The sequence below is a fragment of the Mesorhizobium sp. L48C026A00 genome, from assembly GCF_000502375.1.
In the GTDB taxonomy this organism is placed as follows: Bacteria; Pseudomonadota; Alphaproteobacteria; order Rhizobiales; family Rhizobiaceae; genus Mesorhizobium; species Mesorhizobium muleiense.
Map to the genome: position 1 here is coordinate 208,777 of NZ_AYWU01000001.1, position 22,704 is coordinate 231,480.

Genomic DNA, 22,704 nt, shown 5'->3' on the forward strand with positions numbered 1-22,704 from the left:
CAAATGTGGTGGTGATCGCGCCCTTCTTCAAGCAGCTGTTGTGTCACGCTCCCGTGAGTCGGGCAAGGGCGTCGTCCATCGCCGCCGGCGGCAGCTCGATCAACCGCGGCGCTTCAGTGAACAGCAGCGCCGCCGAGACCTCATGCCCGGGATAAAGCGGCTGGAGCAGTGCGCGATAGAGCGCGAGTTGCAAGACATAGGCCGGTGGAACGTCCGCCAGCGCTGCAGGCGCTGGCCGGTTGGTCTTGTAGTCGACGATCGACACCCTGCCTGATGTGACCGCCAGCCGGTCGATCTTGCCGGAGATCGAGCGCAGCTTGCCCTTGACCTCCAGGCTGCCCATGACCGCGACCTCAGCGCGTGAATTCGGCGCAAACAGCTGATCGAAGCGGCTGTCGGCAAGGATCGTCGCCACCGAAGCCAAGGCCTTGTCGCGCTCGGTTTCAGGCCATTGCGCGCCAGCGCGCTTGAGGTAGCGCTCCGCGGCATCGCGGCGTTCGGTCTCGGCAATGCCGGGCAGCATCTGCAGCAATTTGTGCAGCGCCAGCCCCCGCATCACCGCAAAGCCAGGTTCTGCCTCGGTGTCCAGCACCGGCGAGCTGGTGTCGACTACGGCTTGCCTGGCCTCATCGATCAGCGCCGAGGCGCCGGACGGCGATAGCGGCCGCGGCAGATCCTCGAAGGGCGGCAAGGGCTGGAACAGGCTCTTCGGCAACGGCTCGAACTGTTGCGCCTGCCGCGCCGCTTCGGCGGCCGCCTGTGCGACCGGCGGCAATTTTGTCACGTGAAAGCGATGCACGGTCTCGCCGGTGGCGGGATGCTGCCGCTCGATGCTTTCGGGCGCGCCGACCAGCGCGCGGCTGACGATCGAGTGCCAGGTGCCGGCATTCGGCACCCGCTTGCCGTGATAGCCGCAGACGATCAGCCGGTCCTCGGCGCGGGTCATGCCGACATAGAGCAGCCGGCGGTATTCGTCGTCGGCCAGTTCGCGCGCGCGGACCGAAGCGGCCCGCGAAAAGCCATTGGCGACATCGCCGGCCGAACGCCAGAGATAGCCCTTGCCGTCCCAGTGTTGGCCCGAGCCATCGAACGGCATCAGTCGCGGCAGATGCTGATCGCTGAACGGCGCCGAGCCACCATCGACCAGGAACACGACAGGCGCCTCGAGGCCCTTGGCGGCATGCACGGTCATGACGCGAACCTCGTCGCGGGTCTGGTCCATTTCGCGCTTGATCTCGGGGCCGGCATTCTCCAGCGTCGACAGGAAGGATTCCAGCCCCGGCAGGCCGGTCCGCTCCTCAGCCAGGCAGAAGCTCAGGAATTCGTCGAGGATGTCGCCGGCTTCCGGCCCGAGCCGCGCGATCATTTTCTTGCGCAGGCCGTCGCGGGCGAGAGCCCCGGCATAGAATTCGAACACTGGCCTGAATGCGGCTTCATCGGACCATGTGTCGAGCTGGGCAGCGATTGCGGCCAAGGCGGCGCTTTCGCCGGCTTGCTGCCTGAGCGAAGCGATCAACGAGAGGCCGGACGGCCGCTCGCCGGCGAGCGCGAAAAGCGTCTCTTCCGAAACATCGAAAATCGGGCTGCGCAGCACGGCGGCAAGCGACAGATCGTCCTCGGGCTGGACAAGAAAGTGGCCGAGCGCGATCAGGTCCTTGACCGCGATATGACCAGGCAGGCTGAGGCGGTCGGCGCCGGCGACCGGGATGTCGCGGCGCTTCAGTGCGCGCGTCAGCGCATGGACGAAACGATCGCGCTTGCGCACCAGCACCAGCACGTCGCCGGGCCGAAGCTTCTTGCCGCGGCCTTCGATGATCTCGCCGGCGCCGATCCAGCCGGCAATGGTTGCCGCCACGTTTTCGGCAATACGCACCGCCGGCGCATGGGCGTGGTCGACGGCTTGCGTCCAGTCGTCGGGTTCGTCGACGACGTCGGCGCCGATCGACGGCCAGACCTCGACATAGCCCGGCGCATCGCTGCGGATCGCCTTGTGGGTCAGCGGGTCGGGATCGTGGCTGATGCCGCGCCGCACGAGCGGGTCGGCAAAGACACGGTCCACCGCCGCAAGCACGTCTTCGGTCGAGCGGAACGACCAGGTCAGCTTGAGATCGGCGAAGGCGGCTTTGGCGTCGCGCACTTTTGCGGAAAACAGCAGCCTTGAGTCGGCGAAGGAGTCGGGCGCCGCTCCTTGAAAGGAATAGATCGACTGTTTTTCGTCGCCGACCGCAAACACCGTGCGGTGAACATTGTCGCGTGCGCCGAGCCCGGCAAAGAATTCCTCGGCCAGTCGCTTCACCACCTCCCACTGGTCGGGACTGGTGTCCTGCGCCTCGTCGAGCAGGATATGGTCGATGCCCTGGTCGAGCTTGTATTGCACCCAGGGGCCGGCGTCGGGCCGTGCCAGAAGATTGACAGTTCGGGTGATGAGGTCGTTGAAATCGAGGAAGCCGCGGGCGCGCTTCAAGTGCTCGTAGCGGGCGATCAGCCAGTCGGCGATGGTCAGCGCCGCACGTGTGCCCTCCAGCATCCTGAACAAGGCCAATCGGTCGGAGATTTCGAGAATGGCATCGACCGCTGACAGATAGCGCTCGGCAAGATCCGGCAGCCGGTCGAGCAACGCCTTCTTGAACATTGCCGGCTCATAAGGCTCGCCATCGCCTCGCAGGAAGGCTTTTGCCAGCAGATGCAGCCGGCGAACCGGATCATCCTCGGCGAAGGCAAGGCGCGCATAGGGCAGAAGGTTGTTGAGTACGGTGCGGGCATCGGCGGCTTCTGCAGCACGGGCGAAGGTGATGAAATAGTCCGGCAGGAAGCCCGGCAGCGGCCAGACGGACGCCGCCAGGCCATCGGCGGTCTGGCCGGCGGGAAACCTGAACTCGTCGAACAGCGCCTGAAAACCATCGCCGCCAGCCGCGCTGATGAAGGCGCGCAGACCTTCGCGCTTGCGCACGATCTCGGCCAGCAAGGCGTCAAGCCCGTGTTCGCCGCCGCGTTCCAGAATGGTGGCGAAAGCCTCGGCCAGCTCCGCATCGCCGGCCGCCGTGCCCGAGATCATGTCGCGGCGGGCGGCGGCGAAGAGCGACGCCTCCATCTGCGGATCGAGCATTTCGAAATGGGCCGGTATGTTGGCTTCCAGCGGGAACTGGTGCAGCACCGATTCGCAGAAGGCGTGGATGGTCTGGATCTTCAGCCCGCCGGGCGTCTCCAGCGCCTCGGCGAACAGGCGGCGGGCGCGGCGCATGGCTTCGCGATTGGGCTGGCGACCGTCCAGCGCCTCTATCCTTGTCGCCAGTTCTGCGTCGCCAAGCGCCGTCCATTCCGACAATGTCGAAAACACCCTGTTCGACATGTTGGCGGCGGCGGCGCGGGTGTAGGTCAGGCACAGGATCTTCGACGGATCGGTGCCACGCAGCAGAAGTCGGATGACACGCTGGGCCAGCACATGGGTCTTGCCCGATCCGGCGTTGGCCGACACCCAGGCGGAATTTTGCGGATCTGAGGCGCTTGCCTGGCTGACGGCGGTATCGGTCGGGATGGGATAGGCCTTCTTCATGCCTCCCCTCCCTCGTCGTCGGCGTCGCCGCCGGCAGACCATTCGAGCACGCGGGCGAGATGGTCGTAGTCGCCGTCGGTCTCGCCCTCGCGGAACGGCAACGCCCGCGACAGGTATCCGGTCGCCGGGTTGGCATAGTGGATCAGCAGTTTTTCGAGCCGCGCCCAGGCTTCCTCGGCGAGGTCTGCGGCGGTTCGCGGCTTGCGGTTGTATTCGAGGATGGATTCCTCGAACACCTCGCCATTCGGCTTCAGCCTGATGAAGGCCAGCTGCGACGGCTCGCGCGCGCCTAGCCCCTTGAAGGCGCCGCGCCTGAGCAGCGCGCCTTCGAGCGCCAGTTGCGGCGAAAGCAGCGTATGGGCCTGCGCCTTCGACGGCGAAGAGCCGGTCTTGTAATCCAGGATGTCGGCCATGCCGCCGGCCAGGAGATCGACACGATCGGCATAGCCGGACAGCGTCACGCCGGACTGGCCGACGCCTGTTTTCTCGGCGTGCTCCTCGGCATGCCGCATTGTCACGGCGAAGGCGCGGCCGCGCTCCCATTCGATGATGCCGGCGGCGAGCTTTTCGAAGCGCGGCCACCACACCGCCTCGACATCGGGAGGAAGGGCCGCCTCGGCAAAGCATTCGCGGCCGGCGGCAATGAGACCGTCCAGCGCCTCCGGCACAAGCGGATCGGCCACGGTCCGCGAAAAGAGATGCAGGATGGCGTGAAACAGCGTGCCGCGTTCGGCAGCACCCGGGTCGCGGATGACCGGGTCGAGCGGCATCAGGCGGAGGATCCTCCTGGCATAGATCGCGTAAGGATCGCGGCGCAGCGTTTCGATCTCGGTGACCGAGAAATGTTGCGGCCGCACATCCAGCGGTGGCTTCGGCTGCGGCCGCGGCGCGAAGTCTCTTCGTTCGCCGGCATCGAGCGCACGGGCCCAGGACAGGAATTCATCACCACGCCGGCGAAGCACCGCCGCATGGTCCTTGCCTATGAAGGTCAGCAGGCGCTGCAGCCAGCGCGACGGCACCGCCGGTGCGTCGCCGGAGCGGGCGGAGCGCGCCAGCACCACTTTCCTCGCCCCCATCGCCATCTGGAAATCATGGGCGGCCAGGCCGATGCGCCGTTCGGGCGGCTCGAGGTCGATGCCGGTCTTCATCAGCCGGGACATGAAGCGGTCGCTTTCCGGTTTGCGCGGCCACACGCCTTCGTTGAGCCCGCCGACGACCAGCGTGTCGACGTTCTGCAACCGGGCTTCCAGCGCACCCCAGATGGCGATGTTCCTGTCGGTGCCTTGTGCCGGCTTGACTGTCTCCGGTGCGATCAGCGCCTCCATCACATCGGGCCATTCGTCGGCTCCGAAGGAGAACGACGCCGAGGCAGCGACCAGCCCGCGCAAGAGCTCGGTGAGCTTTTCGCCGGCGTCGTCGGCATAGAGTTCGCTCAGACAGCCACCCGCGGAGCGGCCGAGACCTTCGAGCGCGACGACGCTGGCCCGCACAAGCGTGGCAAGATCGGCATTCTCCTCGTCGCGATAGGCAACCAGCGGCGCAAGCGCGGCGGTTAACCGGATCAGCAGGTCTCGGGCTTCTTCGATGCGCCTGACCGAAAGTCGCGATCGCCAGAAGGGCGGGCGGCGATTCCCGCGATCGTCGAATTCGAGGAGCCGGGCATCGAAGAGCTCCGGCAGCGAGGCGACGTCGGGGCGGCCGGTGCCGCCGCGCAGCGCCACCAATTCGACGATCTCCACCGCGCGACGGACGCTTGTGCGTTCCAGACCGAGGCCAAGCAGCGGGTGTTTGAGCAGCGACAGCAGGGCCACGGGATCGCCGGGGCGGAACGCCGCCTGAAGCGCCAGTCTGAGCAGGCCGGCGGCTGGCGTGTTGATGAGCGGTGTGCCGCCCGAATCGTCGGCGATGACACCAAAGCGCAACAGCTCGACCGAGACGCGCCGCGCCAGGGCGCGGTCGCCGGTGACGAGCGCGGCGCGCTGGCCGGGCTGTTCGACGGCGCGTTTCAGCGCGACGGCGATCGCCACCGCTTCGTCGCGCTCGCCGGCGGCTTCGAGCAGCGTCACGTCGGCGAAGGCTTCGGTGATATCGCCGGCCGTAAAGCGGGCGCGCGTCTCGACCCACAGCTCGGTGGTCTCCGCCGGCCGCAGCGCCTCGCCGACAAGTGCGGCGCGCAGCGCGAGCGGCCCTTCGGCAACGGCGATCTCCTCGACATCGCCGCGCAGCACGCCGATCTTGCCGATCAGTTTTGCCAGGCCGTATTGCGGGTGGCCAAGCAAGGCCGGCCGCGCGCCGGGCACCGCAATTGCCTGGAATGACGGCTCATCCAGCATCCGGTCGAGGCCGGGCAGCACGACCGCGCCGCTGGGCAGGCCGGCGATCACCGCAAGCAATTCAGCGGTGGCGGGAATGGACCCGGTGGAGCCGGCGGCGATCACCGGCCCGGTCGGCGGATTGCGCTTCAGCCGCGCTGCTTCCAGCCTTATCAGCGCATTGCGATGCGCAGCCGGGTTGGAGCGATTGCGTTCTTCGAGGAGATTCGGCCAGTTTTCGGTGACGATGCTCAGGAAGTCGAGCGTCACTTGCCACCAGCCGGCGAGGTTGCCGGTCACCAGATCGGCGAGCCTGGTCCAGTCCGTGCCTTCCGTCTCGATCTCGTCCATCAGCCGGGCCAGGTCGCGCGCCAGCCAGATGGCATCGGCGGCCGACGCCGGCACAACGATCTCCTCGTCGAAAAGTGCCGCGACATGCGCCGGCAGGCGGCGTTTCCAGGCGCGCACCAGCGGCGCCAGCAGCAGCAGGCGCTCGATCGCGGCGATCGGCGGCGCGAGGTCGATGGCGGCCGATGCATCGGCCTCGAACACGGCCTCGTCCTCGTCGAACTCGCCGAGCGGGCGGATGACCGGCAGTATCGCCGAGCGGCCACCCAGACAGTCGACGAAGACGCCGCGCAGCGCCCGCGCGGCGCGGCGCGTCGGCACGTAGATGGTGGCGTCGGCCAGCGCCAGCGGGTCGCCGTCGAAGCGGAAACCGGAAACGAGGCGCCCTGACAGCAGGGCCTCGGCCAGCGTCGGCAGAAACGGCGCTCCGGGCGGGATCGAGAAAACGCGGCGGGAGCCGCTCATTTCAACTCGGTGAGAGCGCTGGTCAACTCGGTAAGAGTGCCGGGCGACTCAGCAAGAGCGGTGGCAACGACCGCTTCCGCAAGCGGAATGGCGTCGGGCGTGCCAACGGTGATCCAATGGCCGTGCATCACCATGCCGTACAGGCGGCCGGCTGCGATGGCCGCATCGAAATAGGCGTTGAGCGAGTGTGGGCCGGCCGGCGCATCCTTGAAAAGCCTGGGATGGACGATCGCCGCGCCGGCATAGATCAGGCCTGTCGGGTCGCCTTTCGAACGCCGCAAGGCGCCGTCAGGCGCCATCAGGAAATCGGTGCCGCCGCTGTGTCCGGTTGCTGACTGGGAATCCGCGAGCATCAGCAGAATATCCATTTTCGCCGCGTCCCATGCAAGGGCGAGGCGGGCAAGGTTGGGCACGCTGCTGTCGATCCAGAAGGTGTCGGCGTTGACGATGTAAAAGGGAGCCCCTCCCAGTTCCGGCAAAGCATGGACGATACCGCCGGCGGAATCGAGCAGTCTTTGGCTTTCGTCGGAAATGACGACGCGCGGCGCGCGGCGCGCGGCGACGTGGGCGACGATCTGCTCGGGAAAGTAATGGACGTTGACGATGGCCTTGTCGACGCCGGCACGGGCCAGGCTGTCCAGGCTCCAGTCGAGCAACGTCTTGCCTGATATTCTGACCAGCGGTTTCGGCATTGTGTCGGTGATTGGCCGCATGCGCTTTCCCAGCCCGGCGGCAAGCACCATTGCGGTTTTGGGGCGTGTCGTCACAGCGGCCGCTCCTCCAGCAGCCCGTGGGCGGTGTAGAAATCCCGCAGGCCGGCCAGTGCCGGATGCGCCAGCGCCCGCCGAAGATAATCGCGGATGCGCGGCAGGTGTTTCAGATAATAGGGCTTGCCGTCGCGCTTTTCGAGCCGGACGAAAATGCCGAGGATCTTCGAATTGCGCTGCGCCGCCATGATCGCATAGGCCTCGACGAATTCGTCTTCGTTAAAAGCGCCAGCCTTATGGCGCGCAGCGATATAGGCATCGAGCGTCCGTCGCTCGATCTCAGGCGAGATTGTAACCCGGGCATCCATGGCGAGCGAGGCGAGATCATAGGCCGAGGGGCCGATCAGCGCGTCCTGGACATCGACGATGCCAAGGCGATCGTGACCGGAACGATTGCCGCGCCAGATGACGTTGGGCGAATGAAAGTCGCGCAGCATGAGCGTGTATTCGCGCCCCTCCAGCCGGTCGAGAGCCGCGTTCCATTGCTTGGTATAGCCGGCGCGCAAGGCATCGCTTGCCGGGCCGCCTGTGATCGCCGGCACATACCAGTCGAGCAGCAATTCGGCTTCGATCATCATGGCGTCGCGGTCGAAAGGCGGCACGTCGTGAAAGACGCCGGGCGCGGCCTCGATGCGATCGGGCCACGTCTTGCCGTGCATCATCGCAAGCAGTTCGGCCGCCGCCGCGTAGCGCTCCGCCAGCGGCTGACCGTGCTGGCCGAGAAATCCCTCCGAGCCGAGATGCTCCATGAGAAGAAAGCCCTGGTCCAGGTCCTGCGCGTGGATTTCCGGGGCGCAGACGCCGCCGGCCCGCAATGCCCGATCGATGGCGACGAAGGCCGCGACGGATTGTGCGGTGTGGGCGATCACCGCATAGGGCTTGCCGTCGCGGACCGGCGGCCCGAGCACCAGCCGCGGCGAGTTCATCAACACGCGCGGCGGCAGGCCGGCCAGCGAGACGACCTCATAGGAGCGGGCCGAGGCGTCGCCGATAAAATAGCGTCTCTGCGCTTCACCCCAGCCGGCTCTTTCAAGAAAATTGCGCATGGCCAGCGAGCGCGCCGCGCGCTCGAAGGCAACGCCTTGTCCCGACAATCTCGCCAGGCGTCCGTCGTCCTGATGGACGAGTTCGATCAGCACCGAAGTCTTTGGCAAATAGGCCTCTGCCCGCTCCGGCCATTCGACCAGGGCAGCGCCTTGCGCCAGCGCCTCGTCGAAACCCAGTTCGTCCAGTTCGGACGCCGCGGACAGGCGATAGAGGTCGAAATGATGGACGGGGACACGCGCCTCATAGCTCTGGACGAGCGTGAAGGTCGGGCTCGGCACGTCGAGACCGGCATCGTCGGTCATTGCCCTGATCAGCGCCCGCGCCAAACTCGACTTGCCGGCGCCGAGATCGCCTCTGAGAGCCAGCACGTCGCCGGGGCGCAGCGACATGGCCAGATCCTCGCCCAGCCTTGCGGTCGCAGCCTCGTCGGCGAGAAAACGCTCCAGCACCATGCCTGCCATCGAACGCGCTACTCGGCCGCCGCGCGGATGCCGGACGGCGTGTCGGGAAAGGCACAAATGACGGTGGTGCCCATGTCCTTGCCGGTTTCGATGCGGACACTGCCGCCATGCAGCTCGACAAAGCTCTTGACGATCGACAGGCCGAGGCCGGGGCCGCGCCGGCGGCCGCCATTGGTGCGCGGTTCGAAACGGCGGAACACGGAATCGAGCAGGTCCGGCGGCATGCCGGGACCATCGTCGTGAACGGAGAATTCCACGCCTTCGGCAAGCGAGCGGCAGGCGAGCGTGATGGTGCTCGCCTCCGGTGCGTAGTTCGCGGCATTGCTCAGCAGGTTGTAGAGGATCTGGCGGATGCGGATTTCGTCGCCGTGGAACGTCTTTGGCGCAGTGGCCGCATCGATCTTGAGCCTGATCGCATGCTCCTCCAGCCGGTCGGCAACAAGCTCGGCAGCGGCAGCGATGGTCCGGTCGACGTGAACTTCGGAGATATCGAGTTCCATGATGCCGGCATCCACGGTCGCCAGGTCGAGGATGTCGTTGACGATGGTGAGCAGGACCGAGGAAGACGAGCTGACATGCTCGACATATTCGCTCTGCTTCTGGTTCAATGGCCCGGTCGAGGGCAGCGAAAGCAGCTCGGTGAAGCCGATGATGTTGGTCAGCGGCGAGCGCAGCTCGTAGGAGACATGCTGCACAAACTCGTTCTTGAGCTGGTCGGATTTTTCCAGTGCCTCATTCTTGTCCTTCAGCGCCCGCTCGACATTGACGCTGTCGGTGACGTCGACGAAGGTCATCATCACCTGACCGTTGGGCAGCGGGATCATCGCGTAGCGCAGCACGGTGCCGTTGTTCAGCTCAGTCTGGCCGTGGCGGTCGCGGCGCTCGTCGTCGAAACCGGTGACGGCGGCAACGAACCCGCGCCAGGGGCTGTCGGCGGCCCGCCGGTCGCACAGATCACGGATCGTGGAGACGTGAACGTTGGGCTTGGCGGCGTCGGCGTCGAGCCCCCAAAGTGCTGCGAATGCCGGGTTCGACAATCTGAGCCTGCCGTCGGGGCCGAACACGGCTACGCCTTCGGCAAGATTGTCGAGCGTTTCGCCCTGGACCCGCACCGCGGTCTGGTAGCGGCTTTCAAGGTCCATCTTCTCGGTCAGGTTCTCGAACACCCAGGTGACGCCACCTTTGGGCTGCGGATTGGCGACGACGCGGATGGTCTTGCCGTCCGGCAAATGCCACCAATGTTCCTGCGACTCGACCGCGCGATAGGCGCCAAGCAGGCTTTCCTTCCAGCGCCGCCATTCGGGCTGCTCGGCGATCTTGCCTTCGCTGCGCAGCCGGTCGAGCAACAAGGCGTTGTCCGGAGCGCTGTGCAGGAAGCCGCTGTCGAGACCCCATAGTTTCTGAAACGCCTGGTTGAAAAACCGCAGTTTTTCGTCGGTATCGAAAATCGCCACGGCGGTGTTGAGCTGGTCGAGCGTGTCGGCATGGCTGCGCACGGTCCGCTCATATTCGCTACGGATCGTTTCGATGGCGCTGGTGTCGTAGGCGAGACCCGCCGAGCCGTCCGCGCCGGCGAAGTCGGTCACGGCGAACATGCGGCGGTCGCCTTCGATCACGGTGGAAAGCGCCTGCTCGAAGACGGGATGCGACTTGTGCTGCGCAGCGATTGCATCGCGCGCCTGGCCGCCCAGGAACTCCTTCGCGTCGCGAACCGCAGCTTCGGCGTTTTCCGCCTCGACCGCCCTGGCATAGGCGCGGTTGACCCATTTCAGCCGCCCGTCCGCCGAGCGCAGCCAGGCTGGCATGCTGAGTGCGTTGAAAAGACCGAGCATGGTGTCATAGTCGGCGGCAAGGCGCTGGTTCTCAATTCTTAGCCTGGCCTCGCTTCGCTGCGTTTCAGAAAGCGAGACGAAGCGGACGAGCACGTGTGCTGCGCTCTTGCGGCCGTGCACTTCGAGCGGCGCCCCCGCCTGCGATTCGATGACGAGATCGAACGGCTTCGCCTTTTCCCGCAGTCCCGCCACGGCATTCTCGAGCGCCGCCGCCGAGCGCGGCATCAGCCAACGGCCAAAGGCGAGGAAGGCGGCACGGTCTTCCGGAGCCCCGCTTTCAACCGGCAATGTCCCGACGAGCTCGGGCTTTTTGTTTTCCGATGCCCACACGACGACACGCTGGCCGCGCAGGTTGAGCAGCGCCTCGGAGCGCTGCAGCGCAGCGTTGACGTCGGCCAGGCGGGCTCTGAGTTCGCCATTCTGGGCCGAGGTGCGCGCCCGTTCGCGGATCAGGAAAATGGCCGAGACAAGTGCCGCGCCCATGACGCCGACAAACATGGCGAGTTGCATGACCTCGACCGTGCTGACCGACAGCCCGGCTTTGGGCGCAGCCGCGTGGGATGCAGCAGCCGGTCCAGCGTGTGCCGAAAGGCCAAGCAGCGGGCCGGCGAGCGCGGAAGAAGCAAGCAATTTTCCGACGCGGGCGCCAGCGCGCCATAAGAGGCTTCCGCCTCTGGCAGCGGAACCCGTGGTCGCCATATCGTTGTGGCCGCCGGAAACGGCCTGTCCCGCGCAAGGCGGGTAATCCCCCGGCATGTCCTGGTCCTCTTCGCCGCCTGAATGCAAGACCGCCCTGATGCGGGCCTCGGCCCTCGTCCCCGGGCCCGCGAATCAGCACCATAGCGCTTGCGCGAATCGGCGTGAAGAATCAATCAGCGCAAAAATAAAGCCGGGCGAAAGTCAATCGCCCGGCCTCAATATCTAGTGGTAATTTCCGCTGTGGTTAATAGCGGTAGTGTTCCGGCTTGAACGGTCCCTGCGGGGTCACGCCGATATAGGCGGCCTGTTCGCCGGACAGTTCGGTAAGCCGGGCGCCGAGCTTGTCGAGATGCAGGCGCGCGACCTTTTCATCGAGATGCTTCGGCAGGACATAGACCTGGTTCTGATACTGGCCGGGCTTGCTGTACAGCTCGATCTGGGCCAGCACCTGGTTTGTGAAGGACGCCGACATAACGAAGCTCGGGTGGCCGGTGGCGTTGCCGAGATTGAGCAGGCGGCCTTCCGACAAAAGGATCATCCGCTTGCCGTCCGGGAAGGTGATCATGTCGACCTGCGGCTTGATGTTGGTCCACTTCAGATTGCGCAGCGACGCCACCTGGATCTCGTTGTCGAAGTGGCCGATATTGCCGACGATCACCATGTCCTTCATCGCCCGCATATGGTCGATGGTGACGACATCCTTGTTGCCGGTGGTGGTGATGATGATGTCGGCGGTCGGGGCGGCATCTTCGAGGGTGACGACTTCGAAGCCGTCCATTGCCGCCTGCAATGCGCAGATCGGATCGACCTCGGTGACCTTGACGCGGGCGCCGGCGCCCTTGAGCGACGCCGAAGAGCCCTTGCCGACGTCGCCATAGCCGCAAACGACCGCAACCTTGCCGGCCATCATCGTGTCGGTGCCGCGGCGAATGCCGTCGACCAGCGATTCCTTGCAGCCATATTTATTGTCGAATTTCGACTTGGTCACGCTGTCGTTGACGTTGATCGCCGGGAACGGCAGCAGGCCCTTCTTCTGCAACTGATAGAGCCGGTTGACGCCGGTCGTCGTCTCTTCGGTGACGCCGCGGATCGCCTCCTTCTGCTTGGCGAAGAAGCCGGGCGATGCCGCCATACGCTTCTTGATCTGGGCAAACAGGATTTCTTCCTCCTCGCTGCCCGGATTGGAGAGCACATCCTCGCCGGCTTCGGCGCGCGCGCCGATCAGGATGTACATGGTGGCGTCGCCGCCATCGTCGAGGATCATATTGGAGGTGCCGCCATCGGCCCACTGGAATATCTTGTCGGTGTAGACCCAGTAGTCCTCGAGCGACTCGCCCTTGACGGCGAAGACCGGAATGCCGGCCTCGGCGATGGCCGCGGCCGCATGGTCCTGGGTCGAGAAGATGTTGCAGGAGGCCCAGCGGATCTCGGCGCCGAGCGCCTTCAGCGTTTCGATCAGCACCGCCGTCTGGATGGTCATGTGCAGCGAGCCGGTGATGCGCGCGCCCTTGAGCGGCTGCGCCTTGCCGAATTCTTCGCGGCAGGCTATCAGGCCCGGCATTTCGGTTTCGGCGATCTCGATCTCCTTGCGGCCCCAGCCGGCAAGCGAGATGTCGGCGACCACATAGTCATTGCTACCCGTCATGGCAGTGCTCCGATCAAGAATTGTCTTCGGGATGCGCCCGCGCCGGAAGGCGTGTCGAAGGGCGCGAGTTGCCGGCCTGACTAGCAGATCGTCGGTCGGACGACAATGGGATATAAAGAAATCTTTATCCGTGCATGTCTTCGCAGGCGCACCGGCGCGAGATCGGGTTCAGCCGCGACGCGCTCCAGGCGTCAGGACTCTTCGCCGAAGCGGGAGGCGACCAGCTGCTCCAGCGCGTCGATCACCTGCTCGGCCTCCGGGCCGCTGGCGGTGACGCGGATCGAATAGCCGGGGCTTGCCGCCAGCATCATGAGGCCCATGATCGAGGTGCCACCAACCGTGACGCCGTCCTTCTCGACCTGGACGGAGGCGTCGAAACCGCTGGCGACCTGAACGAACTTTGCCGAGGCGCGGGCATGCAGGCCACGCTGGTTGACGATTGGAAATTCCCGGACGATGTCACCCTTGTTGGCCGACAGCGCGCTCATTTGCTGCTCAGAAGCTGGCTAGCGACATTGATGTATTTGCGGCCGGCCGCCTGCGCCTCGTCCAGCGCTGCGCTCATATTGTCGCCCTTGCGAATGCTGGACAGCTTGATCAGCATCGGCAGGTTCATGCCGGCAATGACCTCGGTACGACCGGATTCCATCACCGAAATGGCGAGATTGGAGGGCGTGCCGCCGAACATGTCGGTCAAGACGATGACGCCCGCCCCCGTGTCGACACGGGCAACGGCGTCGACGATGTCGCTGCGGCGCTGCTCCATATCGTCGTCGGCGCCGATCGCCACGGTCTCGAAATTGTCTTGTGGCCCGACGACATGTTCCACGGCATGGCGGAACTCGGCGGCCAGTTGACCGTGCGTTACAAGCACGAGTCCGATCATTCTTTGGTGGCTCCCGTCATCGCCGCTTCACAGCCGCATTTTATGCTCGCCGGCCATTCCAGGCGGCGGGAGCGCTATCTTGTCGACGCGAGACGCGTTGACAAGCCCAAAATTGCACAGGCCCAGGCCATTTTGACGCATTGCAGCAAAAAACCGGAACCGGATCATAAAAAGGGCGCGATCGACAGCCGCGCCATCACCGCCGGCAAGGCCGTGGCGGCGTTGCGCTCGGCAAGGTCGATACGCCACACCGGACAGCCTGCCACCGGCTCGCTGATTTCCTCCTGGAAACGGGCCATTTCTGCCTTCGGCACCAGCCGGACATGCAGGTCGATCACTCCACCCGGCTCGAACGGCAGCGGGCGCGGCATGAAGCCAGGCACTTCGGCGAGACCGGCGATGGTCGCCGGCACGCGACAGACCAGCCGCCCGGCGTGGGCCGTGGCGAGCAGCCTGTCGTCGCCGATAAGCCGCGAAAACAGCCCGCGCGCGCGGCAATGATCCAGGAGTGTCAGCGCCAGCGTCGTCTTGCCGGCGCCGGACGGTCCGGTGATGAGGACGCCGCGCTCGCCGATCAGCAGCGCCGTTCCATGAATGTTTTCAGCACGCACAGATCAGCCTTCCGCCGGCAGTGTCACGACGAAACGCGCGCCCTTGATCTCGCCGGGTTTGGTGCCCGGGATGTTCTCGGCGGTCAGCGTGCCGCCATGGGCTTCGACGATCTGCCTGCTGATCGACAGGCCAAGACCCGAGTTCTGGCCGAACGCCTCGCCGGCCGGCCGGTCGGTGTAGAAGCGCTCGAAGATGCGGTCGATGTTGTCGGCCCTTATACCGGGACCATTGTCGTCGACGGTGATGATGTTGACCTTGCCGGCGCGCGCCAGCGATATGGCGATGTGGCCGCGCTCCTCAGGAACGAAGGAGCGGGCATTCTCGATCAGGTTGGTGATGACCTGGCCGATCCTCAGGTCATGGCCGGCGACAAAATAGCCTTTGACGCCCTGCGGCAGTTTGGCGACCTTGAACTCGATGTCGACCGTCTTCTTGTTGCGCGTGGCCGTGCGCGAAACGTCGACCAGATCCGTGATGAATTTCTTGAGATCCACGGTTCCTGCGTCTTCGCGCGCGAGCTCGGCGTCAAGGCGGGAGGCATCGGAAATGTCGGTGATGAGACGGTCCAGCCGCCTGACGTCGTGCTGGATGATCTCCATCAGCCGGGCGCGCGACGCCTCGTTCTTGGCCAGAGGCAGGGTCTCTACCGCGCTGCGCAGCGAGGTCAGCGGGTTCTTCAACTCGTGCGATACGTCGGCCGCGAAACTTTCGATCGCCTCGATGCGGGCGTAGAGCGCATTGGTCATGTCGCGCACGGCGATCGACAGATTGCCGATCTCGTCCTGCCGATCGGAGAAGTCCGGGATTTCCTCGCGATTCTTGACACCGCGCCGCACCCTGACCGCCGCCGCCGACAGCCGGCGCAGCGGGTTGGCGATGGTCGAGGCAAGCAGCATCGACAGGATGGCGGTGACAAGGGCGGCGATGCCGAAGACGCGCAGGATCGCCTTGCGCTCAGCCGCGACGATCTTGTCGATGTCGCCGCCTTCCGTCGACAGCATCAGCACGCCGAGGACGGCGCGGAAGCGCTGGATCGGCACGGCGACCGAAACAATCTGCTCGCCCTGTTCGGAGATCCGGACGATGGTCGACGGGCTGCCGGTAAGCGCCTTGACCACCTCCGGAAATGCAGCGCCGTTGCCACCCGGCTGCTCATGGTAGACCGGCAGCGCGGTGTTGCGGAAGAAGTCGAAGACGAATTTCTGGATTCGCTCGAGAAGATCGGGCTCTTCCTTGTCGGTCGGCGGCAGATCGTAGCGAAGGATCTGGCCGCGCGAATAGAGGTGGCGCGAATCGAGCAGCAGATTGGCGTCGCGGTCATAGATCCGGGCGCGCGTCCGCGTCGGCGAAATCAAGCGCCTGAGCACCGGCGCGACGCGTTCCGGATTGATCGGAAAGTCCAGATTGTCGAGTTGATCGGAGCCGGGGCCCAGGCTTTCGCCGGCCTGCAGTTCAAGCAGCTTTTCCGGATCGATGCTGATCGAATCGGTCTCGACCGTCGCCGATGCCGCGATCGCGCCGGCGATGATCTCGCCCTGGGTCATCAGGCTCTCGACGCGGGCATCGATCAGCCCGTCGCGAAACGTGTTGAGGTAGAGAATGCCGGTGACCAGGACGGCCAGGCCGGCGAGGTTGAGGAAGAGAATGCGGCGCGTCAGGCTGGAAAAGATATGGTGGCCGAGGAAGCGGCGCATCGGCACCGTGATCCTCGACAGGAATGCGGGCAGAATCCGCGACGGGCGCCGGGCGCCCGTCCGTCTCACTCGCTCTACGTCCACTGCCATCGAATAGCAGCCCCCGCTTAGTAATTAGTGAGTAGGCAGTAGGGAATAGAGAAATGGTTGGCTGAGGTCGCGGCGATGCTGAGTGGCCGTTCGCACCATTCAAAACTGACTACCGACTATTCCCTACTGCCTATTGCCTATTTACGCTTCGCGAAACCGATATCCGACTCCGTAAAGCGTTTCGATCATCTCGAAGTCATCATCGACGGCCTTGAACTTCTTGCGAAGCCGCTTGATGTGACTGTCGATGGTGCGGTCATCGACATAGACCTGCTCATCATAGGCCGAATCCATCAGCGCATCACGGCTTTTTACCACACCGGGGCGTTGGGCCAGTGAATGCAGGATCAGGAATTCGGTGACGGTAAGCGTCACCGGCTCGCCTTTCCAGGTGCAGGTGTGGCGCTCCTGGTCCATGACAAGCTGGCCGCGCTCAAGCGAACGGGCCTGCTGGTTGGGCGTCTTGGCCGACGCCTCGCGGGCGCTGGCACGGCGCAGCACGGCGCGAACCCGCTCGACCAGAAGACGCTGCGAGAAGGGTTTGCGGATAAAGTCGTCGGCGCCCATCTTGAGGCCGAAAAGCTCATCGATCTCGTCGTCCTTGGAGGTCAGGAAGATCACCGGCAGGTCGGATTTCTGGCGCATCCGGCGCAGAAGCTCCATGCCGTCCATGCGCGGCATCTTGATGTCGAGGATGGCGAGATTCGGCGGGCGCGCCGCCAGACCTTCCAGCGCCGACGCCCCATCCGTATAGGTTTCGACGCGATACCCCTCCGATTCGAGGGCGATCGACACCGACGTCAGAATGTTGCGGTCGTCGTCGACAAGCGCGATTGTTGCCATTTCAAGTGGCTCCCTCATGAGCTGTCCCTTCTTTGGTCGAGAAGGGGCTTTTGCAGGACAAATTAGGTACAAAATGTGGCACAGGCTTCGTCCGCTGTCACGAGCGGCATGCCGGCGGCCACAATCTCACCTCAACATGGATTGGACCGATACAGACCGCCAATCCTTTGGGCACCCGCCTGATTTTTCGCACATATAAACGATTTAAACAACTTTCAAAATATTTAAATCGATTAAATATTTGATATCATTTGGCTTTTCTGGTTCTGACCGTTACAGTCTCCATCGTTGGGGGCTCCGGAAGTTCGCCGGCCAGGATGCTGCAATCGAAGAAGGAACCCCTCATGTCGGAAGCCGGCAAACGCAATCCCGCATGGGCGATCGACCGGATCGGCCTGAAAACCACCGGCGCGGTGCGCTATAATTTCGGCGAGGCGGTCCTTTACGAGGAGGCGATCCGCCGCGGCGAGGCCCGGCTTACCGCGCATGGCGCACTGGTCGCCGAGACCGGGCAGCACACCGGCCGCTCGCCCAAGGACAAATTCGTCGTCCGCGACGAGACCACCGGGCCGCATGTCTGGTGGGACAACAACAAGTCGATTTCGCCGGTCCAGTTCGACACGCTGCTCGCCGATTTTCGCGCCCACGCGGCGGACAAGGATCTTTATGTGCAGGACCTGGTCGGCGGCGCCGATGAGGACTTGAAGCTGACGACCCGGGTCGTCACGGAGCTTGCCTGGCACTCCTTGTTCATCCGCAATCTGCTCATTCGCCCGGAAGCCGCCGAGCTCGAGAATTTCGTGCCCGAGTTGACGATCATCGACCTGCCGTCGTTCCGTGCCGATCCCGTCCGCCACGGCACCCGAACCGGAACGGTGATCGCCGTCGATCTGACGCGCATGATCGTGCTGATCGGCGGCACCTCCTATGCCGGCGAAATGAAAAAATCGGTGTTCACCGTGCTCAACTATCTGTTGCCGGCGAAGGGCGTGATGCCGATGCACTGCTCGGCCAATGAAGGCGCCGGCGGAGACGCGGCGATCTTCTTCGGCCTCTCGGGAACCGGCAAGACGACGCTGTCGGCCGATCCGTCGCGCACGCTGGTCGGCGACGACGAGCACGGCTGGGGTCCGCATGGTATCTTCAACTTCGAAGGCGGCTGCTATGCCAAGACGATAAAGCTCTCGGCCGCAGCCGAGCCGGAGATCTTCGCCACCACCCAACGCTTCGGCACGGTGCTGGAGAATGTGGTGCTCGACGCCGGCCGCGTGCCGGATTTCAACGACGGCAATCTCACTGAAAACACGCGCTGCGCCTATCCGCTCCACTTCATCCCCAACGCCAGCAAGACGGGCCGCGCCGGTCACCCGAAAAACATCATCATGCTGACCGCCGACGCATTCGGCGTGATGCCGCCGATCGCCCGGCTGACCCCGGCGCAGGCGATGTATCATTTCCTCTCCGGCTACACCGCCAAGGTGGCAGGGACCGAAAAGGGCGTCACCGAACCCGAAGCGACGTTTTCGACCTGTTTCGGCGCACCGTTCATGCCGCGCCATCCGTCGGAATACGGCAATCTGCTGCGCGAGCTGATCGCCCATCACAGTGTCGATTGCTGGCTGGTCAACACCGGCTGGACCGGCGGTGCCTACGGCACCGGCAAGCGGATGCCGATCAAGGCAACGCGGGCGCTGCTCGCCGCGGCGCTCGACGGCTCGCTGAAAGGGGCCGATTACCGGACCGACGCCAATTTTGGTTTCGAGGTGCCGGTGGCGGTCGCGGGCGTCGACCGTGCCATTCTCGATCCAAGATCGACATGGGCCGATACCTCAGCCTATGACCTGCAGGCGGCGAGGCTGGTCGGCATGTTCGCCGTCAATTTCGAAAAATTCGAACCGCATGTCGACGCCATCGTGCTCGGCGCCGCGCCGCGCATGCGCGAAGCCGCGGAATAGTCGCCGCTGCATCTCGAGGCGCCGGACCGGGGTCGGGAACGCCCGACCCGGGACCGGGATCGGGAAGGCCCGACCCGGGGGAAGGTCCGATCCGGGGATCGGGCCTTTTCTTTTTTCGTTCGCCGCGCCATGACTGCGGCATGAACGCCGACGACAAGATCATCATTGCCGACGATGCGGTGATCCATCCGGATGACCTGCACGAGGACTTCATCCGCTCGTCCGGCCCCGGCGGCCAGAACGTCAACAAGGTGGCGACGGCGGTGCAATTGCGCTTCGATGCAGCGAATGCGCCGGGCCTGTCGGAGCGCGTCCGCGAGCGAACCATAAGGCTGGCCGGCCAGCGCGCCACCAAGGACGGCGTCATCGTCATCGAGGCCGGTCGCTTCCGCACGCAAGAGCAGAACCGGGCGGACGCCCGGGCGCGGCTTGCGGAACTGGTCGCCAAGGCCGCCGAACCGCCGCCGCCGCCGCGCAAGAAGACGAGGCCTTCGAAAGGCGCGGTCGAAAGGCGGCTGAAGACCAAGGCTGGGCGCGGCACGATCAAGAAGCTGCGCGGTCGCGTGGACGACGATTGACACGCGTCCACCCGGACGCAAAGGGTGCGCGCTCTGGCAGCCACGCATGGTGCTTTTCCAAAAATCGATTCCGAGTTTTGGGCCGATGCGGCGGGCGCGACATCGATCGCGGTCGAGACCGCTTCCAATTCGAGGTTGCAGGTGGCAAGTTCGGTATTCGTCACAGCAAGGAGACCCCAGATGGGCATGTTTGATTTCGTCAAGGACGTCGGCAAGAAGCTCGGCTTCGGCGACGATGAGCCGGAGCCGACCGCCGATACGCTGAAGAAGGAACTCGATTCGCACGCGCTCGGCACCGACAATGTGGAAGTCGACGTCAAGGGCGATACGGCTGTGCTGAAAGGCGTGGTCAAGGATCAGTCGATCTTCGAAAAAGCCATCATCGCCGTCGGCAACACGCTCGGCGTGTCCAAGGTGCAGGCGGATGAATTGCAGGTCGCCGCACCCGAGGCCGGCACGCCCGCAGCCCCGGCCAAGCAACCGACCTTCTACACGGTCAAGAAAGGCGACAATCTCTGGAAGATCGCGGAAAAGAGCTATGGCAAGGGCAAGGGTGCGAAGAACACGATCATTTTCGAGGCCAACAAGCCGATGCTGACCGACCCGGACAGGATCTATCCGGGGCAGGTTCTGCGCATCCCGGATCTCGACTAAGGTATGTTGATATTCAGGTGATGCCGGCCTGCAAACGGCGGTTTCCTGCGCTTCCGGTGCTCACGTACTGAAGTACGCTCCGCTCCGGTTCTCTGAAACCACCATTTTCGGCTCGGCCTGACCTGAATCTCACCACACCTTAAGCTGGCGATTGCCATCCAAGGACAAGAACGGCGACTTTCGGGTCGCCGTTCTTGTTTGTTGGTGGCATTGTCCGCCAGATGAACCCGATGAAGCGACCAAGCTGATGCTCGTTCTGCCCAGAGGCGTCCGCCACATGTCCGGCTACCTATCCCGCGCGGTGCAGGAAGCGCTGGTCGAGGATGTGAGGCAGGTCGTGCAGGAAGCGCCGCTGTTCGTGCCGGCGATGCCGCGCACCGGCAAGGAGATGAGCGTGCGCATGACCAATTGCGGTTCGCTTGGCTGGGTCACCGACAAGCAGCACGGCTATCGCTACCAGCCGACGCACCCGGTGACCGGGACGCCCTGGCCGCCGATCCCGGACGTGCTGCTGGAGCTGTGGCGCGAGGTGTCTGCCTATCCCCATCCGCCGGAGGCCTGCCTGGTCAATTTCTATTCGCCCGACGCGAAGATGGGCCTTCATCAGGACCGCGACGAGATCGATTTCTCCGCGCCGGTCGTCTCCGTTTCACTGGGCGACGATTGCCTGTTCAGGGTCAGCCAGAGCACGCGCGAACGCGGCACCAAATCGTTCAGGCTGAAAAGCGGCGACGTCGTCGTGCTTGGCGGCGAAGGCCGCCTGTGTTTCCACGGCGTCGACCGTATCTATCCATCGACCTCGGCACTGCTCAGGAACGGCGGGCGGATCAATCTGACGCTGCGGCGGGTGACCTATCCTGGCTAATGCTGTCGCGCAAAAGCGCGGACTTTCAAGTCGAGCCGTATCGCCGTTCATCACTTTTTTCAGGCATCGGATTTTCCCAAAACCGGCACCCGCTTCGTGTCACGGCCGAGGCCCGCGACTGAGCGACCGGAAAAGATTGCCGCGACCGCATAGGCGGCGACGGAGGCTGTGGCCGGTGACAGGTATGTTGACCCGGCACTGGTGAAGGGGCAGGCACAAAGCGCATAGAGCACTGTGGCCGCAAGTCCGACCGAGGCGAATTTGAGAAGCCGGCGCGGAGCGAGCGTTCCGCGCCAGGTGGAAATGTCAGGCCGGCGCTATGCAGTGACCGGCCTCATGCGACGCGCTTCAGGTTATTGTTTTATGCACGTCGTTATCGCAAAACCGCTGCACACTTTTGCGCGACATGCATTAAAGCGCCGTTAACCGCTTCGTTACAGCTTCCTGAGCGCCACTTCCTCGACCAGATGATTGGCGCCCTTGCGCAGGATGAGATCGGCGCGGGCTCGCGTCGGCAGGATGTTCTCACGCAGATTCTTCAGGTTGATGTTGGCCCACAGGCCTTCCGCGATGGCGCGGGCCGCTGCGTGCGAAAGGTGCGAATAGCGGTGGAAGAAGGAGTCCGGATCGCGGAAGGCGGTCTCGCGCAGCCGCATGAAGCGGGCGATGTACCATTGATGGATCAGCTCCTCTTCGGCATCGATATAGATGGCGAAGTCGAAGAAATCCGACAGGAAAGGCACGATCTTGCCGTCCTTTGGCAGCTTGCCCGGCTGCAGGACGTTGATGCCTTCGAAGATCAATATGTCCGGCCGGTCGATGGTCTGGAACGCGCCGGGAACGACGTCGTAGGTCAGGTGCGAATAGACTGGCGCGCGGACATTGCGCTGCCCCGATTTGATGCCCGACAGGAAACGCAGCAGGGCGCCGACATCGTAGCTGTCGGGAAAGCCCTTGCGCTCCATCAAATTGTTGCGGCGCAGGATTTCGTTGGGAAGCAGGAAGCCGTCGGTGGTGATCAGATCGACCTTGGGGCTCGACGGCCAGCGCGCCAGCAATTCCTTGAGGACGCGCGCCGTGGTCGATTTTCCGACCGCGACGGAGCCGGCAATGCCGATGATGAAGGGCGTCTTGACGACATCCGCCGCGTTGAAGAAGGCCTGGCGCTGCCTGAACAGCAGTTGACTGGCCTCGACATGGGCCGACAACAGCCGAGATAGCGAAAGATAGATGCGCTTGACCTCTTCGAGGTCGACCGGATCGTTGAGCGAACGCAGGCGACGAATCTCGTCCTCGCCGAGCGTCATTGGCGTGTCGGCGCGGAACTGCGACCATTCTTCCGCCGAGAAAAAACGGAAGGGCGAATATTTCTCGGTGGGGGCGAGCTGGTCCATCGAG

The 22,704-nt window shown here is 64.4% G+C and carries 16 protein-coding genes; 4 read left to right on the forward strand and 12 right to left on the reverse strand.

Features of this window, described 5'->3' with window-relative positions; translation table 11 throughout:
- Positions 1–43 precede the first annotated feature (43 nt).
- The 11 genes from addA to X738_RS46605 all read right to left on the reverse strand — a co-directional run bounded on the left by addA (position 44) and on the right by X738_RS46605 (position 17,254).
- A complete protein-coding gene (gene addA / locus X738_RS46555; RefSeq protein WP_023796898.1) occupies positions 44–3,553 on the reverse strand; it encodes a double-strand break repair helicase AddA in 3,510 nt (1,169 codons plus the stop codon).
- On the reverse strand, positions 3,550–6,678 hold the full coding sequence (addB, locus tag X738_RS46560; RefSeq protein WP_023796899.1) for a double-strand break repair protein AddB: 3,129 nt from the start codon (positions 6,676–6,678) through the stop codon (positions 3,550–3,552). The genes addA and addB overlap by 4 nt, the downstream gene beginning before the upstream one ends.
- Complete coding sequence (locus X738_RS46565; protein WP_023796900.1) at positions 6,675–7,445, reverse strand: nucleotidyltransferase family protein; 771 nt, start codon at positions 7,443–7,445, stop codon at positions 6,675–6,677. The genes addB and X738_RS46565 overlap by 4 nt, the downstream gene beginning before the upstream one ends.
- Entirely contained in the window at positions 7,442–8,953 is a 1,512-nt protein-coding gene (gene tsaE, locus X738_RS46570; RefSeq protein WP_023796901.1) for a tRNA (adenosine(37)-N6)-threonylcarbamoyltransferase complex ATPase subunit type 1 TsaE, read from the reverse strand. Before tsaE ends, X738_RS46565 begins: the two co-directional genes overlap by 4 nt.
- A gap of 8 nt (positions 8,954–8,961) precedes the next feature.
- Positions 8,962–11,541, reverse strand: coding sequence for a sensor histidine kinase (locus X738_RS46575; RefSeq protein ID WP_023796902.1), 2,580 nt, complete (start codon positions 11,539–11,541; stop codon positions 8,962–8,964).
- A 187-nt stretch (positions 11,542–11,728) separates the two neighbouring features.
- Entirely contained in the window at positions 11,729–13,129 is a 1,401-nt protein-coding gene (gene ahcY, locus X738_RS46580) for an adenosylhomocysteinase (RefSeq protein ID WP_023796903.1), read from the reverse strand.
- Positions 13,130–13,320: 191 nt separating this feature from the next.
- Complete coding sequence (locus X738_RS46585; RefSeq protein ID WP_023796904.1) at positions 13,321–13,617, reverse strand: HPr family phosphocarrier protein; 297 nt, start codon at positions 13,615–13,617, stop codon at positions 13,321–13,323.
- The gene (locus X738_RS46590; RefSeq protein ID WP_023796905.1) at positions 13,614–14,015 is read right to left on the reverse strand and encodes a PTS sugar transporter subunit IIA; all 402 of its coding nucleotides are present in this window, start codon (positions 14,013–14,015) and stop codon (positions 13,614–13,616) included. Before X738_RS46590 ends, X738_RS46585 begins: the two co-directional genes overlap by 4 nt.
- Positions 14,016–14,179: 164 nt before the next feature.
- Positions 14,180–14,626 carry an HPr kinase/phosphorylase gene (locus X738_RS46595; RefSeq protein WP_023796907.1) on the reverse strand — a complete coding sequence of 149 codons (447 nt, stop codon included), beginning with the start codon at positions 14,624–14,626 and terminating at the stop codon, positions 14,180–14,182.
- A 3-nt stretch (positions 14,627–14,629) separates the two neighbouring features.
- The gene (locus tag X738_RS46600) at positions 14,630–16,411 is read right to left on the reverse strand and encodes a sensor histidine kinase (protein ID WP_023796908.1); all 1,782 of its coding nucleotides are present in this window, start codon (positions 16,409–16,411) and stop codon (positions 14,630–14,632) included.
- Positions 16,412–16,552: 141 nt separating this feature from the next.
- Positions 16,553–17,254, reverse strand: coding sequence for a response regulator transcription factor (locus X738_RS46605; RefSeq protein WP_023796909.1), 702 nt, complete (start codon positions 17,252–17,254; stop codon positions 16,553–16,555).
- Between the two features lie 344 nt (positions 17,255–17,598).
- Here X738_RS46605 and X738_RS46610 point away from each other — a divergent pair, with 344 nt between their 5' ends.
- The 4 genes from X738_RS46610 to X738_RS46625 all read left to right on the forward strand — a co-directional run bounded on the left by X738_RS46610 (position 17,599) and on the right by X738_RS46625 (position 21,306).
- Positions 17,599–19,209 carry a phosphoenolpyruvate carboxykinase gene (locus X738_RS46610; protein ID WP_023796910.1) on the forward strand — a complete coding sequence of 537 codons (1,611 nt, stop codon included), beginning with the start codon at positions 17,599–17,601 and terminating at the stop codon, positions 19,207–19,209.
- Between the two features lie 140 nt (positions 19,210–19,349).
- Entirely contained in the window at positions 19,350–19,787 is a 438-nt protein-coding gene (gene arfB, locus X738_RS46615) for an alternative ribosome rescue aminoacyl-tRNA hydrolase ArfB (protein WP_023796911.1), read from the forward strand.
- Between the two features lie 180 nt (positions 19,788–19,967).
- Positions 19,968–20,441 (forward strand): peptidoglycan-binding protein LysM, encoded by a 474-nt coding sequence (gene lysM, locus X738_RS46620; protein WP_023796912.1) that lies wholly within the window; start codon positions 19,968–19,970, stop codon positions 20,439–20,441.
- Positions 20,442–20,688: 247 nt separating this feature from the next.
- On the forward strand, positions 20,689–21,306 hold the full coding sequence (locus X738_RS46625) for an alpha-ketoglutarate-dependent dioxygenase AlkB (protein ID WP_023796913.1): 618 nt from the start codon (positions 20,689–20,691) through the stop codon (positions 21,304–21,306).
- Between the two features lie 434 nt (positions 21,307–21,740).
- Here X738_RS46625 and coaA read toward each other — a convergent pair whose 3' ends face one another.
- The gene (gene coaA / locus X738_RS46630; protein ID WP_023796914.1) at positions 21,741–22,700 is read right to left on the reverse strand and encodes a type I pantothenate kinase; all 960 of its coding nucleotides are present in this window, start codon (positions 22,698–22,700) and stop codon (positions 21,741–21,743) included.
- Positions 22,701–22,704 lie beyond the last annotated feature (4 nt).